14 protein-coding genes are annotated in these 13,979 nt (G+C 69.9%); 11 read left to right on the top strand and 3 right to left on the bottom strand.

All coding sequences use genetic code 11. The features are described from left to right. Positions 1-229: 229 nt before the first annotated feature. Positions 230-706, top strand: a complete 477-nt coding sequence (locus tag ACTWP9_RS33830) for a hypothetical protein (RefSeq protein ID WP_443250156.1) — start codon at positions 230-232, stop codon at positions 704-706. 214 nt (positions 707-920) lie between these two features. Here the strand turns inward: ACTWP9_RS33830 and ACTWP9_RS33835 are convergent, their stop codons facing one another. The 3 genes from ACTWP9_RS33835 to ACTWP9_RS33845 all read right to left on the bottom strand — a co-directional run bounded on the left by ACTWP9_RS33835 (position 921) and on the right by ACTWP9_RS33845 (position 3,726). Then, positions 921-1,307 (bottom strand): winged helix-turn-helix domain-containing protein, encoded by a 387-nt coding sequence (locus tag ACTWP9_RS33835; protein ID WP_443250157.1) that lies wholly within the window; start codon positions 1,305-1,307, stop codon positions 921-923. Beyond that, entirely contained in the window at positions 1,304-1,849 is a 546-nt protein-coding gene (locus ACTWP9_RS33840) for a helix-turn-helix domain-containing protein (RefSeq protein ID WP_443250158.1), read from the bottom strand. Before ACTWP9_RS33840 ends, ACTWP9_RS33835 begins: the two co-directional genes overlap by 4 nt. 710 nt (positions 1,850-2,559) lie before the next feature. Continuing rightward, entirely contained in the window at positions 2,560-3,726 is a 1,167-nt protein-coding gene (locus ACTWP9_RS33845; protein ID WP_443250159.1) for a hypothetical protein, read from the bottom strand. Between the two features lie 433 nt (positions 3,727-4,159). Here ACTWP9_RS33845 and ACTWP9_RS33850 point away from each other — a divergent pair, with 433 nt between their 5' ends. The 10 genes from ACTWP9_RS33850 to ACTWP9_RS33895 all read left to right on the top strand — a co-directional run bounded on the left by ACTWP9_RS33850 (position 4,160) and on the right by ACTWP9_RS33895 (position 13,378). Then, positions 4,160-4,543 (top strand): hypothetical protein, encoded by a 384-nt coding sequence (locus ACTWP9_RS33850; RefSeq protein ID WP_443250160.1) that lies wholly within the window; start codon positions 4,160-4,162, stop codon positions 4,541-4,543. Beyond that, on the top strand, positions 4,540-5,355 hold the full coding sequence (locus tag ACTWP9_RS33855; protein ID WP_443250161.1) for a relaxase/mobilization nuclease domain-containing protein: 816 nt from the start codon (positions 4,540-4,542) through the stop codon (positions 5,353-5,355). The genes ACTWP9_RS33850 and ACTWP9_RS33855 overlap by 4 nt, the downstream gene beginning before the upstream one ends. 120 nt (positions 5,356-5,475) lie before the next feature. Then, positions 5,476-6,291, top strand: a complete 816-nt coding sequence (locus tag ACTWP9_RS33860; RefSeq protein WP_443250162.1) for a hypothetical protein — start codon at positions 5,476-5,478, stop codon at positions 6,289-6,291. 1,047 nt (positions 6,292-7,338) lie between these two features. Continuing rightward, complete coding sequence (locus ACTWP9_RS33865) at positions 7,339-7,524, top strand: hypothetical protein (protein WP_443250163.1); 186 nt, start codon at positions 7,339-7,341, stop codon at positions 7,522-7,524. A 93-nt stretch (positions 7,525-7,617) separates the two neighbouring features. Further along, entirely contained in the window at positions 7,618-8,814 is a 1,197-nt protein-coding gene (locus ACTWP9_RS33870) for a JmjC domain-containing protein (RefSeq protein ID WP_443250164.1), read from the top strand. Next, the gene (locus tag ACTWP9_RS33875) at positions 8,748-9,611 is read left to right on the top strand and encodes an aldo/keto reductase (RefSeq protein ID WP_443250165.1); all 864 of its coding nucleotides are present in this window, start codon (positions 8,748-8,750) and stop codon (positions 9,609-9,611) included. The genes ACTWP9_RS33870 and ACTWP9_RS33875 overlap by 67 nt, the downstream gene beginning before the upstream one ends. A gap of 363 nt (positions 9,612-9,974) precedes the next feature. After that, positions 9,975-10,208, top strand: a complete 234-nt coding sequence (locus ACTWP9_RS33880; protein ID WP_443250166.1) for a hypothetical protein — start codon at positions 9,975-9,977, stop codon at positions 10,206-10,208. A 154-nt stretch (positions 10,209-10,362) separates the two neighbouring features. Continuing rightward, positions 10,363-11,631 (top strand): glycosyltransferase, encoded by a 1,269-nt coding sequence (locus ACTWP9_RS33885; protein ID WP_443250167.1) that lies wholly within the window; start codon positions 10,363-10,365, stop codon positions 11,629-11,631. Positions 11,632-12,344: 713 nt separating this feature from the next. Further along, the gene (locus ACTWP9_RS33890; RefSeq protein ID WP_443250168.1) at positions 12,345-12,803 is read left to right on the top strand and encodes a hypothetical protein; all 459 of its coding nucleotides are present in this window, start codon (positions 12,345-12,347) and stop codon (positions 12,801-12,803) included. Positions 12,804-13,201: 398 nt separating this feature from the next. Continuing rightward, positions 13,202-13,378: a hypothetical protein gene (locus ACTWP9_RS33895; protein ID WP_443250169.1), complete on the top strand. Its 177-nt coding sequence runs from the start codon at positions 13,202-13,204 to the stop codon at positions 13,376-13,378. Positions 13,379-13,979 lie beyond the last annotated feature (601 nt).

Genomic DNA, 13,979 nt, shown 5'->3' on the forward strand with positions numbered 1-13,979 from the left:
CACGGGTTGCCGGCTATTACGACGTAATAGGGCCGACCGAACGGGCTGAGCGGGTCCAGCCGCTTGGCGTCCAGAGACCTTGGACTTCAGTCATGGCGGCAGCGACGCCCCGAAGGACAGGACCCACCCCGGGGGGCAGGCGATGAACGTGCGGCCGTGTGCAAGCGGACGGGGTCCCCTGAGGATGGGCCGGCAACGAGAAAAGCACGGAGTGAATGGGAACGCTGACATGCCGAACACCGGCCCGGAGTGGGAGCCCTTCTCTGCTGCTCTTGCGGCAGCCGACGCCCTGGACCGTTCGTTGGTCCCGCTGCGGCAGGACAGGGAGTCCACCAGCCGGGCGCTGGGAGAAGCGCTGAAACGCCTCGATACGCGGGACGACGCCTTGCTGCTTCTGGCGACCCTGGACACTGACATCACGGAAGCTCTTCTCGTCCCCTTGCTCAGGGCGGCACTGCGAGTGCGGGACACACTCACAGTCCGGCATCTGCTCGGTCGGCTGCCCCGTTCCACCGCCGAGGCCGCTGTGCCGTCGGCAGTGTGGGCACTGCTGGACGAGACAGAGGATGGTGACGACTACCGGCGCATGGCGGAAATGCTCGACCATCTCGGTCTGGACACTGCCCTGCGAGATCTGACCGTCCGAGCGCACGAAAGCACCGACGAGGAGGTCCGTGAGGTGGCAGCGGACTTCGGGAGCGAGTGACGGGGCGCATGGTTGCGCGCGGACTGAAGCAGCTGTGGCAGCCCCGGTGAAGATTCCCTCTTGCCGCCCCGTATCGGGTCCGCGCTAACTGCGACGGCCCGCGCTCCCAGTGGCCGATGTCCGGCCGGAGTGGTGACGGCCCCTGCGACAACGCCGTCGATCACAGGGGCCGCATGCCTGCTCGGAGGCTGAAGGATGGGCTCGGGCGCCGGTGCTACTCCGGGGCTTCGTAGGCGCTCCGCAGGTAGCTGACGGTGGCAACAGCCGGTCGGAGGTCTTTCGCGGGGGACTGGGTGGCCAGGGTCATGACGCGGGGGCCGACGCGGTAGAACGTCACCCGGCCGATCCGGTAGGAGACCTCCAGCCAGCCGGCCTCGACCAGCCGGCGGATGCTCTTGCCGGTGTTGGGCGGGCTGAGCTGGACCGCATGCGCGATCTCCTTGGCGGTCTTGCGCACCGTCTCGCCGAGCGGCACGGCTGTCGCGTAGTAGCTCAGCACCCGGAAGTCTGCGCCGGGGGCGTCGGCCGTGCCCAGCAGGAGTTCGTGCATGAGCTCCGGAGTGAAGGGCAGCTCGGGCTGCCGCGCTGCGGGAAATGTCATGAAGCCTCCTTCTTCCTGGGTGCCGGTGAGGGCTTCGGGGCCGGGACCACCGGGAAGCGGGCGTCCTGGACGGCCCGCATCTGCTCGGATGCCGAACCGTCGAAGGCTGCCCGCGGATTGATCCGGTAGAACTTCATCCGCCCCACCTTCTCGGCCTCCAGCAACAGCCCGCCAGCATGGAGCCTGCCCACCGACCGCGCCACCGTATCGGGCCGGATACCCAAGGTCTCCGCGATCTCCTTGAAGGTCATCCGCAAGGGTTCGGCGCGCTCGGGCGAGTGAGCCACGTAGAACCCGAAGATGTCCCGGTCGTTCTGCCGGTACCCGCTGTCCTTGTGCCAGACCTTCCTCATCAGTGCCTTGGCGACGTTCACATGGCGGCCCGGATGGGGCTGCCAGTCGTATCTGGCAGCCGGCAGTACCGGGTTCTCCTCGGTGCCCGTCTGCTGGAACGATTCCCTGCCCAGCAGCTCGAGCTGCACAATCTCCCCCGTCCCACGGTCCACCGCAGGCAGCCGCCGGGTCGTGCTTCTCCGCCTCATATCCCCCCTCTCACCTGGGGTGTTGCCCATAGGCAACACGAAACACGGGGAGACTACACAGGAGATGCCCCTAGGCACGTCACTGCCGTGTCACAGTCTCCACGGCAACGAACATGAATCGAACAGCAGTTGCCTATAGGCAACTGCAACTTCCGAAAGCGTAATTGGAAACACGGATTGGAGCTATTCAGAAACGCTCTGACCTGCGGAAACGCAAACCGCCTCTAAATACAGAGACAGACGCCGCGGACGACCTGCGGGTGGACCCCCGCGGACGGAGGGCGGCCCTGCGCGGGCCGACTTCGCTGCGGTCGCAGGCGGCTTCGCCGCGAACCCCCGCAACAGCCACGTACACATCTGCTACCCGGTGGGCCCCCCGCGCGATGGCGGCTTCGCCGCGACCGGAAAACCCACCCTCCTCAACCTCGATCCACCCATGCCTGCCGTTGCCCCTCCCAGGCTCGGCAGGCCGCTGGGAAGGCGCGCACCAGCTGCCAGCAGGGAAGGCCACTGCAGCACCGTGAAAGCCACACGAACGCTGCTGGAGGGCTCCGCGCCTCACAGGCGCCTCCGCCGTACGCCACAGCAACGCACGCACAGGGCGTACGTCCCAACCACCACCTGCCGCTCAGGACAGCCACAGCCCATACCGTCCATGCCCAGGCACCGGTCCAGCCCCGGGGGGCTTGCGAGGGTTCCCCTGGCAACGCCTAGTGGCCCGGGCGATCGGCGATCGCAGGCAGACCAGCTCGATCTCCGGCGCCGATTTCGTTCCGCGCCGTCCAAGCGCGTCGGCCTTCCTCGAGGGCCGCCAGCCGCGCGGCCAGCGCCTGACCCGTGAGGGCGGCTCCGGCCTCGGCAGCGTCCATGCGGGCCCGCGCAACCGCATGCTCCACCTCGGCACGCGCCTCGGCGGCCGAGACACCGGGCACCGCCGCCCAGTCCCGGACAGCCGCGTCGACCAGCCCGGCGATCTCCTCGCGGACCGCCTCCGCAGACCGCGCGCACGCCCCGCAGAGCTCCCCGTCCGCGCCCGGTTGTCCGCCACAGTGCGGACACGACTGCGGCCCGGCCGCCCCCTGCCGCGATTCGGGGCGCCGACGGGCCTGTCCGGCGCGCCGGTCCTTCTCCCGCTCCCCGCAGGCCCGGCACGCCGCACCGTCCTCCAGCCGGCCGTCCTCACACCGCGGGTCGGGGCACGGCCCTGCCTTGACCAAGGCCACAGCCGCACCCACCGGCCTCTTGAGGGTCCCCTCCGCCAGCAGACGGGCGTACCCGTGCGTGACCCACCGCCGCCGCACCCGCTCGGCCAGCCGATGCCGCCCCACAGCGCGCAACTCCCGCTCGACGGCGACGACCAGAGCCCGGGGCCGGTCCGTGCGCGCCACTGCCCGTATCGCCTCCCGGAAGTCCCCGGGGAACGCCAGCAGCACCTCCTGCACCTGGTCGCTGACGAGGAACGGCCCGCGAGAAGCCGACGTCTGCCGCTGCGCCGCCTCCGTGCCCCCGGCCGGTGCGGAGTGGTCCGCGCTCCGGGCCGGCGAATGACCGTCGCCCCCCGGCGCTGACCTGGCGAATTCCGAGACGGCGTACGAGACATCGCCCAGCGAGCCCTCGGAGCGAGCAGACCGCTCCCGCACCAGGTAGCCGAACTCCTCCAACTCCCGCAGGGCTGCCCGTACCGCCGAGACACCGTCCGTGGAGCACTCCGCGAGCAGTTCCGCCGTGACACCGTGGCCGTCCCCGTTCGTGCAGAGCAGCCCGAAGACGCCCTTCGCCCGGAAGCTCAGCCGCTCGTCCCTGAACAGGGCGCCATACGCCTGCCCGACGATGTCGGCGGACCGGACTGCCCCGCTCGGGGCGGACGAAGCGGCCATGGTCTGTTCTCCTCTGCGCCGAACTGCATCCGCCCAAGGTGACTGAGAGCGTATGTGGCACACCCGCAAGTCCCGGAAGCAGGCCGCCTCTTCCCGTAGGTACGGAGCGTGCGTCCGTCACACGCACCACCCTGCGCGTCACAGCTGCTTCTGTCGCACCGTGCCTCAGCCTGGTTCGGGCCGCGGGGGCAGCCAAGCACCTCCGACCAGAGCGACGACCCCGCGCTTCCCCCCCCGGGGCCCGTAAGACCGACACCTATTACGCCGTAATAGCCACCGAGTCCCACCCCGGCCCCCGGCACCCACCCCCTCAGCCCCGCGCACCCTCCCCCCACCTGCGCAACCGCGTCTCCAAGGGCGGCAATTACCGTTGGTGCCCGCATCACACCTGTGATGCTGTGGTGGCTGATCCGAGAGGCAGGGGGAGACCGGCATGGTGCGGGGGAATCCGGAAAACAAGCGCACGCACTGCGTGAGCGTGCGCCTCAACGCCGAGGAACTGGAGCGCTGGCAGAAAGCCCGCCAGGGAACCGAGCGCAAAGAACTCGGCGCCTGGGTCCGGGCAGTCGTCGAAGAATCCCTCAACGGCCACCCCGGTGTCCCCGGCGACATCCCCCGGGTCCCCGAGGTCAACGAGACCGCCTACGCACACCTCGTACAGGCGGCAGAAGACCTGCGCGACCTGCTGCGCCTCGCCCAGGAAAACGGCAGTCTCCCCCCGGACACCGACGCCACGCTCGCCCAACTCGGCAACGCCGCCCTCCAGATGCGCGGACTTCCTGTAGCGCCCGAGCGGACCACCGGGCAGCCACGATGATCGCCAAAATCACCAAGGGCCGACGCGCGGACCGCGCCCTCCGCTACGACTTCGGCCCCGGCCGCGACGAGGAACACGTCAACCCCCGCCTGATAACCGGCAACGTCCCCGGCACCGTCGACCAGCTGGCACACCTCATCGACACCCACACCGCCCGCCGCGGCGACATAGCCCGCCCCATCTGGCGCTGCGCCCTGCGCACCGCCCCCGACGACCCGATCCTCCCCGACGCCTCCTGGGCCCGGATCGCCGAGCGCTACGTCACCCGCATGGGATACGGCAACTGCCCCTGGGTCGCCGTCCGGCACGGTGAGGACCACATCCACCTCACCATCAGCCGCGTCGACTGGACCGGCTGGCTGGTGCGGGATGCCTTCGACTACCACCGCTCCTGGCCCGTCGTCCGCGACATCGAGCGCATCTGGAAGCTCGTCAACGCGGAAGAACGCAGCAACCGCATCGCCCCCCAGGTCACCCGCCCCGAACGCGCCGCAAGCCAGAACAGGGGAGCGCCCCGCCCCGAGCGGGAGGAACTACGTGTCCGCATACGCGCCGCCCGCGACGCGACCCGCGGCCAGGGCCAGAACGCCTTCGAACGCGCCCTCACCGAAGCAGGGGTGGACTGGCGCGCTCACAGCTCCCCCTCCACCGGCCGGGTGCGGGGCTACTCCTTCAGCATCCCGTCCTGGCGGGACCAGGACGGCACCCAGATCTGGGTCACCGCCTCCAAGGTCGCCAAGGACCTGAGCTGGCCCCAACTCCACACTGCCCTGACCTCTACCCCCGACCAGCCGCCGGGACCCCAGAGCTGAAGACCGGACCTGAAGAGTTGTCCCAGACCACTGTCAGTGCCGCACGAGACACTGGAGGAAGGGGCCCGAGACGCAGCCCGCCGCCACTTCGTACAAACGTGTCAAGCGGAGGGAAGCACCATGAGTCAGAACCGCGCCGACTTCGGCCCCGTGCAACTCGCCCGCTGGCTGGGCATCGAAGAACCACAGCTACGCCGCGCCCAGAACAGGGGACTCATCCCCCCACCGGACATCGACGACAAACGCTGGTCCTACACCCTGGCGAAGACACTCCCGGAACGTGTCGAGGCCATCTTGGCCGCACTCGAACTGAAGCAGGATCCCGCCCCGCCCGTATCCACCCCCTCTGACGCCGGCAACCGACCCGCCGCCCCCCGGGCGAGCGCAGCGCAACGACGCGAGACGTTCGGACCAGTCCAACTCAGCCGCTATCTGGGCCTGAAGACCTGGCAGCTACAGCGCGCCCGGGAACGCGGCCTGGTCCCAGAACCCGACACCGAACAGAAGCGCTGGTCGAAGGAGCTGGCACAAACCCTCCCCGACCGCGTCGAGGAGATCCTGACCATCGTCGGCGACCACCCCGGCCTCGGCTCGGAGAAGGCCGCAGAGCACCTCGCACAGCGCACCGGCCTGGAGGTGGAACGGGCCGACGTCCAGCTGCTGGCCGAGCGCGGCGTGCTGCGCCCGGTCGGCGACTTCCGCGGATGGCCGCTGTACGCCCTCAAGGACCTGGACGCCCTCACCCCCGCGGACATCACCGCCTCCATATCCGACCGTCACGCCTGGATCGAGGCGAGCCTCAGCAGCGAAGAGGCCGCGCAACTGCTGGGTTGGGCCGTCGGAAAGTTCGAAGTCACCGCCGAACGCCACGGACTGACCCCCGGCCGCTTCGGCCGCTACGCCCGTGCGGATGTAGAGAGCTTGTCCGCGCTGTAGCACTCCCTGGACAGAGCCCCGACAGAGCGGGGGAAGGCAGCCAGCCTTCCCCCGCTCTCGCTGTTCCAGCTCGCTCTCTTCCCTCTGCGCCAACTCCTGGGAGAAGTATCGGTGGTGGTGAGAGAGAGGAGAGCGAGCTATGCAATAGGGCTTCGGTTATCGTGGGTGCGGGTGGCGATGGGCTTGTGTGGCTGGGGGTGGTGGTCGCTTGGCGGTGTCGAGGGTGGGGGCGGGGTCGCACTCCGGCTAAGCGGCACACAGTCGAACGACGCATTGGCGCGCTTCGCGCGCCGGCTCCCCCCCCCCCACCCTTCCCTCGGGGCTCCGCGCTCGGCGGATTGAGCCGCTCCGCGGCTGTCGTGCGCTCAGTGCCCTACTACCTGGCGCTCCGCGCCGCCCACCACTGAACGCCGCAGGGGCTGTGGTCAAGCCTGCGCTGTCTGTCAGTTGCGGCGCTGACGCGCTGCTTTCTGGTGCTCGTAACCGCCGTTGATCCGGCGGTGACCAGTTCCGGCGTCCGTCGCACTGCGGCGGGCGCCGGAACTATTTGGTGTCTGTGACGCGCTCGCCAGGACCTGGCGGGTACGGGGGCTTTCCCGGCGCCGCCTTCGCGGGCGGCGCAGGTGGGCGCCGAGCCCCCCCTTCCTCGTGATATGTCCGCGGCTTCGCAGGGACGGCTTGCTCGTCAGGCTGCACGTGATGTCGGGCCCATGGGTTCTGCCCCAGGGCGAGGGCCGGTGGGTCCCCCGGGCAAGAGCCCGAGGGACCCACCGCGTAATGGGGTCATTTGGGGACGGAGGTGTCCAGCCGGTTCCTTTCCGGCACTTGGAGCCTGGCAGACCCCCGGGGTGTGGGCAATTTACAAGCGCCTTGCCACCACCCAGGGGGCCCGCCGTCCGGCTCGTGCCGGAAAGGACCCGGCTGGACACCTCTTCGCGCCTTTCGCGGCGCGTGAGGAGGAGGTGTTCATGTGCGGTTCTCTCCCGAGTGGAGGGTGTCGCTCTTCTGCCCCAGAGCGGGGCGGGAGTTCAGCGGAAGGAGCACGACGTGAGTGCACAGGTGAAGGCGAAGCCCGCCAAGGCGGAGCCCGGTGTCTCGGGGCTTCTGGTCGCGGTGCAGCAGCTGACCGTCGTCCAGGACCGGTACGACAACAACCGGTCGGCGGACAACCAGGGCAACGGCGGCGACGCCCCTTGGCCGGGCGGTGACGGCAACCTGAGCGACGACCACTGACGGTCCCGGTTTCGGCGGGGGTCGGCGCGATTCGTCGCGTCGGCCCCCGCCGGCTTTTCCGCACAACACGAGCGAACTTCCAAGGAGGAAGAAGTGGAACACCAGCTGATCAACGCGATCGAGACCGCGCTCGGATGGAGCGGCCCGGACGAGATCGGGAAGAGCTTCGCACGGGGGAACATCGGTGATCGGGCGCTCCTCTCCCGGGTCCTGACGCCGAACCGGCTGCTGGACGTCGCGATGCGCAGGAGCCTCAACCGTCCGCAGTTCCGGCTCTTCCAGAACGGCGAGGAGGTGCACCCGGCGGTGTACTTCACCGACACGGTCAGCCCTCGGGGCCAGAGCATCCCGATGGTGAACATGCAGCGGCTGGGCGGGCTGCTGCGGGAGGGTGCGACGCTGATCATGGATCAGCTCAACACCTTCGACCCGACGATGGAGGCCGCTTGCCGGGCTCTCCAGTGGTGGTCTCACGAGCGGGTGCAGGTGAACGTGTACCTGACCACGAACGAGGCCTCGGGCTTCCCGCTGCACTGGGACGACCACGACGTGGTGATCGTGCAGCTGGCGGGCGAGAAGGAGTGGGAGGTGCGGAACACCTCCCGGCCGGCGCCGATGTACCGGGACGCCGATCCCAACACCACTCCGAGCGAGAAGATGGTGTGGGAGGGGGTCATGAAGCCGGGCGACGTCATGCACATCCCCCGGGGGTTCTGGCACCAGGCGACGCGTAACGGCAGCGGCTCCGGCTACAGCCTGCACGCGACGTTCGGCATCACGAAGCGCACGGGCGCGAGCTACCTCACGTGGCTGGCGGACTGGTGCAGGCAGCAGGAGATCTTCCGGCACGACCTGGACCGGAGCCCGTGGGCGGACACGACGGCGCTTCAGAAGGCGGCTGCGGATCTCGTCCGTGAGAACCCTCCGGCCGACTACCTGGCCGCGTACGAGCAGCAGCCGTTCTCGACCCGGTATGTGCCTTTCGTGGACGTCTTCGGGTCGCTCGAAGGGGTCGTGTGCATCAGCCAGTTCCCGCCCCGGATCGAGCCGGAGGGCACGACGGTGAGCGTGATCTCAGCGGGCCGGAAGTTCCTCTTCGCGGAGCGGGCGCTGCCCGCTCTGCGGCTGCTGCTCAGCGGCAGGCCGGTCAGCCTGAGTGCCGTCGAGGCGGCCGTGGGCTACGACGTGACCGAGATCGCCGAGAGCCTGGTGGAGGAGGGACTGTGTGCGCCGCTGACTCCCGAGTTGTCCTCGGGTTACACCGGTCTCGTCACGAGCCCGCTGTCCTGAGGGAGGCGCTCGACCTGGGAGTTGGGGCTCTTGATACGAGCTCCAACTACCTGGGTTTCCGTTCGCACGAGACGTTGGCGCGGGTCGCTGGTGATCTGCTGCCGCGGTTCAGGGTGTCGACGAAGGTCGGGTACTTTCCGGTGCCCGGCCGGGCGTCGGAGCACTCTCTGGATCCGGAGCGTCTGCGTGCGGCGGTTGAGCGCGCGGCCCAGGATCTGGGGCGGGAGCCGGATGTGGTGCTTCTGCACAATCCGGAGCACAGCCTGTCCGCAGGTCCTGAGGCGGCGCGCCGCGAGCGGCTGGCGGCTGCCTGCCATGTTCTGGAGGATGCCGCGTTGAGCGGCGTGTGCGGGTCCTGGGGCATCTCGTCCTGGGACCCGCGCCCTCTGGGCGCCCTCACCGGGGACGGGTTGCCGCGTCCTGACGTTCTGATGGTCCGTTCCGGTCTGCTGGTCAGGGCCGGGATCCTCGAAGCCGCCGAGCTGCTCACCGCCCGTCTGCGTCCGTCGCAGGTGTGGGGGATGAGCCCCTTCGGCGGCAGTACAGCGGAGGACGTGTGGGGGCGGTTCGACCCACGGGTGTTCCTGCGTGAGGCGGAGCAGGCCACTGCGACGCAGGCAGCTTTCCGAGCTGCCTACCGTCTCCCTGCGGTTGACGCGGTGGCGGTCGGTACGGACAACCCTGCCCATCTGCGGGAGCTGGTCGATGCGCTGGCTCTTGAGGTGGACGAGGACGTCGTCGGCCAGTATCGCCGCCTTCTGCGGGATGCCGCCGATAGGAGTGAAGCCCGGCAGTGAGCCGGGCTGCGGGACCGCACGCATCCGCGGCGGGCCCGCGACTCCGTACGAAGGAAGGGCGCCACCAGTCGGCCGGACATGGAGACCATGTCCGGCCGGTTCTGGTCAGACGGAAGGCCGGGGCGTTCCCTGTTTCCGGTCGTGAGAGGGGCGACCACTGCTGTGGTGCGGGCCTCTGCGCCCCCCCTTCCCGGTGGCTGAGCCTGCGCCACACCGGAACGGGGGGTCAACCGAGCAAAAGCCGCGCTCGGTTGACCCCCCGCCCCGGCGCGGCGCTGTCGGCCGATCACCGGGAAGGGGACCACAGAGCCCCGGGGCCGCGTCGGGCGGCGGTCCCCCCGGTCTGTTCGGAAGGAAGAGACCATGACACCTCGCTTCGACCTTGTCGGCCGTATCTCCGACGTCTGCATCCGTGGCAGCAACGTCGTCCATTTGAGGCTGTGGTCGTTGACCGGCGAAGGCGACGATGAGCTCGAAGTCGAGCTCGCCGACCCGGAGCTGGCCGTCAAGGTCATAGCTGAGGCCTGGGGCCCCGGCGACGTCGTGACCGTGAAGGTTCCGGCGGATGCCAAGGCCCTGCTGGGCCTGGTGGAGTGACCCTCGGGGGGAGCGGCTCCGGCCGCTCCCCCTTTCGCTGGGCGGTCCCTCACCCGAGGGGCCGCCCCTCTTTGTGTCCGGCCTGCCGCGGTGCGGGCCTTCCAGGTTTCCGGACGGGCCAATTCGGTCCGTCCTCAACAGTGAGGAGAGTCAAGTGCGTACGAACAACGTGGTGTACCCGAGCGGGGTGCGTCCTTTCGCCGCGGAGCCGTCGGTCGCGTGGGACTGGTGGGCGCGGCATGGTTTCGTCCCGCTGGATGTGGTGGTGGAGGTCGGCCTCAAGAGCGGTCGGCTGATGCGGCTGGCGGGTCCCGGCCGGTGCAGCTGGCTTGCCGGTCGCGGCCGTTGGGTGCCGATGGGTTCCGAGGCGGTCATGAACGCGACTGCCCGGGCGATTCGTTCTGGGCAGACCGGTGAGGTCCGGGTGCTTCTGGTGGTGCGGGACAATCCGCTGTATGTCGTCGCGGAGCTGGCGTGGGCGTCGGACAGGGCGCTGGACGAGGTGCTGGCGTGGCTGGGCTGGCCCATGGCGCGCGAGGCCGGACGGCTGGTGAGTGTCCGGGACCGGCTCCGGGCCCGCAGCAACGACTACTGGCTGCTGAAGGCGGCCATGGCGGCTCTGGGGCTGCCGGAGACCAGCCGGGACCTTCCGGCGCTTCCCGGCATCAGCGTCGTCGTCTCGGCGCGTGGCGCGCAGAGCGTGCTGGCCGGAACGGCCGGAAGCGTCATCGAGGCCGCCGGACGGCTTCCGGGGCGCACTCCGTGGGAGTGCGTGTTCGTGGACGACCTGAGCAAGTCCCCGCTGCGGCTGCCCGCTGGGCTGCCGCCGCAGGTGCGGCTGGTGCGGGCCCCCGAGCGGGTCTACCGCGGTGGTGCTCGGAACCTGGGCCAGGAGCTGTCGAGTCACCCGGTGACGGTCTTCATCGACGACGACCTCCAGATGGCGCCCAACTACCTGCTGGAGCACGCGGTACGGCATCTGCTGTCGCCGTATCTGGTCACGGTCTCCGGCCGGATGGAGTACCTGGAGCCCACGGCTCCGACGCCGGAGCGTCTGCCGTACGGCAAGTCGGGTGCAGATGCCGATGCGTTCCGGGGTCTGGGCGGGGTGAGTCCGGACGAGGTGTACCGGCTGGTCCAGCGTGGCGACCTCGTGGCTTCGCGGCCGATTGCGGACATCGGTTTCCCGTCCGACTACATGGGCCGTGGTCCGGAGGACGGGACGTTCGTGGCGAAGGCGCTGGCCCAAGGCGCGTTCGTCGTGCCAGTTGCGGAGACCGGGGTCTTCCGCCGCGGTTACCGGCGTACTGGGGATCTCGAGGCGGTGGAGGCGGCGCAGGTCGACGCGTTCGTGGCGAATCTGGAGCGTCAGCGGCGGCACCTTGACGCCCCCGCTGAGAGCGGGTGGACCGCCGCACGGTGACGGGTGAGTGACCCGGATGCTTCCGGCTCCCTCCGGGGGGCCGGAAGCATCCGGCAGGCCCGCGCCTCCCCGACCTGATGATGGGGACGGATTCGGTTCGGAGGAAGAGAGCTGAATCTGACTGAGCCAGGCTGACTGAGGCCCTGGCACCGCCGGTACGCGGCGGTGCCAGGGCCTCAGTCGTGTGTGTGGTGCCAGGGTTCGTCTCCGGGTCTTTCCTCGTGGGCCTGTGGGCGGGGGAGGGGCAGCACGTTGTGCGGCGGGCGCGAGGTCGGCTGAGCCGAGGTGTTCCCCTCTACACGAGTGACCTGTGACGGCGGACTACGTGGGGGACGCAGCCGCTGGTGACGCATGGCCGGGCGGATGGCTCGGGCATGCCCCGTGGCGTTCGCCGACGTATCGGCGGCGGACACCGGCGGGGCCCCCGACGTGCAGGCCACCGGGCCATCGGGCCATCGGCCACCGGGGACGGTCCGCGTATGTGGTGGTGCTTTCCTGGAGGCAGAAGGTGTGACCTGTGGTTGCCCTGGGGCCTGTGTCCTCCCCGGTGCCTGAGCCTGCGCCACGCCAGGCCGGGGGTCAACCGAGCAAAAAGCCCACTCGGTTGACCCCCGCCCCGCCGCAGCGCTGTCGGCCGATCACCGGGAAGGGCACAGACGCCCAGGGCAGCCCGCACGGGCCGCTCCCCGGCTGTCTTCAGCAGAGGAGCTGTCATGTCGAGCGTGATCAACCGTTCTTACTGGTCCATGGAGTTCGACCGTTCTTACTGGCGCATGGGGTTCAACGGCGTGCTGGTGAGCGTCGCGTCCGTGGGGGACCCGAACGAGGGCAAGGGAACCGTCCTCCTGCAGGTGGAGGTCCCCGTGGAGGGGCGGCGGCCGTGGGAGCGGCGCTCGGACTCGTGGATCGTCGAGGTTCCGTCCGAGCAGCTGAAAGCGGCACAGGCCATCTACCGCCCGGGCGGGGAGAGCGAGTCGGGTGAGCGGGGCAAGTCCCTGAGGGACGTGGAGTACCGGTGGGTCTCCGTCGAGTTCGGCCCCGGCTACCTCACGAAGTCCCAGCGGTTCGCCTGGCTGCGCCGTCTTCTGCGGCAGCCGCTCGAACTGGGCGACGTCAAGAGCGTCGAGTTCGGCCCCCTTTACGAGGACTCGCACGCCGGGGAAGCGGCGTAGGGCGGGAGCCCAGCATGGTGACGGCCGGCCCCGGCCCCCACTCCGGTGGGGGCCGGGGCCTTTCCGTGTGTGGTTGCCCCGGGGCGGTCAGCGGGTCGGGTGCGCTGGTTGTCGGCCGGTCGGGCGGGCCATCGGGCGAGCTCTCCGAAGCTTCCGCCGACGGCGTGGCCGGGCAAAGCCCGAACCGCCGCCTGGCGACGGTGGGCACCGCGCCGACACGGTCGGCGGCGTTTCCCCGCCTGCTCCTCCGTCGCCCCGTGTCGGCGGCGGCCGTCTGCGATGGGCGGTGTTCGGCCCTGTCCGCCCCTACCGCCTGTCGGCTGCGTCGGGCAGGGCCGATCACGGCCCACCTCCCTCGACGGAGGCCACCGCCCGGCACACACGAGAAGGAAGAGGTCATGACGGACGAGGCCAAGAAGCAGAAAAAGGCGGCCGCGAGGGCCGAGGCCGAGAGGCAGAAAGAAGGCCTGCAGGGGTACCTCGACAAGGTGGTGGGGGACGGCAAGCAGAAGGAGGAGTCGAAGCCGACTCTGCAGGGGTGGCTCGACAAGGTGACGAAGAAGAGCGGGGAGTGATCCTCACCGGGGCTCACCGCTCCTGGTGAGCCCCGGTCCAGGCCCCGGCCCCGGTGCTGCTGGCCTCCAGCGGCACCGGGGCTACTTCGTGCTGGGCCTTCTCCGTTTCGTTGTCCTGCGTTGTCCCGTCGGTGGCTCGGGGTGTTCGTCGCCGGGTCTGTCCGTCGGCGGCCGGTTTCCGTTGCCGCAGTCGCTCCGGCCGTCTTCCCCTGCGTTTCGTTCTCCGTCCGGAACTGGGCGCCGCGTCGGCTCCTCGGCCGGCGCCGTCATACGCGCGGGTTCCTTCTCCGACGGTGCTGGCGCGGCTCCGTCTGCGGTGGGCGGTGTTCGGCCCTGTCCGCCGCTTGCAGCCTGCGGCTGCGTCGGGCAGGGCCGGACACGGCCCACCTCCCTCGACGGAGGCCACCGCCCGGCACAACGGAAGAAGGAGCACACCCATGAAGAAGGAGCAGGACGGTAAGGACACCGGCGGTCACGGGTCCGACGGCCTTCCCACCCTGAACCGGCCGCCCCGCGGTGGCGGGTCCGGCTCGGGGAACGACGGCTGAGCCTCACCAGCCCGCTGAGTAGTTGGCCCTGGTGCCGCCGATCGCGGCAGCAC

The organism is Streptomyces sp. 3N207 (assembly GCF_052246355.1).
Taxonomy (GTDB): Bacteria; Actinomycetota; Actinomycetes; order Streptomycetales; family Streptomycetaceae; genus Streptomyces.

What these genes read in the sequence shown, in the direction of transcription:
- ACTWP9_RS33840 (WP_443250158.1), bottom strand. Translation starts at nt 1,849, where the DNA reads ATGAGGCGGAGAAGCACGACCCGGCGGCTGCCTGCGGTGGACCGTGGG.
- ACTWP9_RS33855 (WP_443250161.1), top strand. Translation starts at nt 4,540, where the DNA reads ATGATCGCCAAAATCACCAAGGGCCGACGCGCGGACCGCGCCCTCCGC.
- ACTWP9_RS33880 (WP_443250166.1), top strand. Translation starts at nt 9,975, where the DNA reads ATGACACCTCGCTTCGACCTTGTCGGCCGTATCTCCGACGTCTGCATC.
- ACTWP9_RS33850 (WP_443250160.1), top strand. Translation starts at nt 4,160, where the DNA reads ATGGTGCGGGGGAATCCGGAAAACAAGCGCACGCACTGCGTGAGCGTG.
- ACTWP9_RS33835 (WP_443250157.1), bottom strand. Translation starts at nt 1,307, where the DNA reads ATGACATTTCCCGCAGCGCGGCAGCCCGAGCTGCCCTTCACTCCGGAG.
- ACTWP9_RS33895 (WP_443250169.1), top strand. Translation starts at nt 13,202, where the DNA reads ATGACGGACGAGGCCAAGAAGCAGAAAAAGGCGGCCGCGAGGGCCGAG.
- ACTWP9_RS33860 (WP_443250162.1), top strand. Translation starts at nt 5,476, where the DNA reads ATGAGTCAGAACCGCGCCGACTTCGGCCCCGTGCAACTCGCCCGCTGG.
- ACTWP9_RS33890 (WP_443250168.1), top strand. Translation starts at nt 12,345, where the DNA reads ATGTCGAGCGTGATCAACCGTTCTTACTGGTCCATGGAGTTCGACCGT.
- ACTWP9_RS33830 (WP_443250156.1), top strand. Translation starts at nt 230, where the DNA reads ATGCCGAACACCGGCCCGGAGTGGGAGCCCTTCTCTGCTGCTCTTGCG.
- ACTWP9_RS33845 (WP_443250159.1), bottom strand. Translation starts at nt 3,726, where the DNA reads ATGGCCGCTTCGTCCGCCCCGAGCGGGGCAGTCCGGTCCGCCGACATC.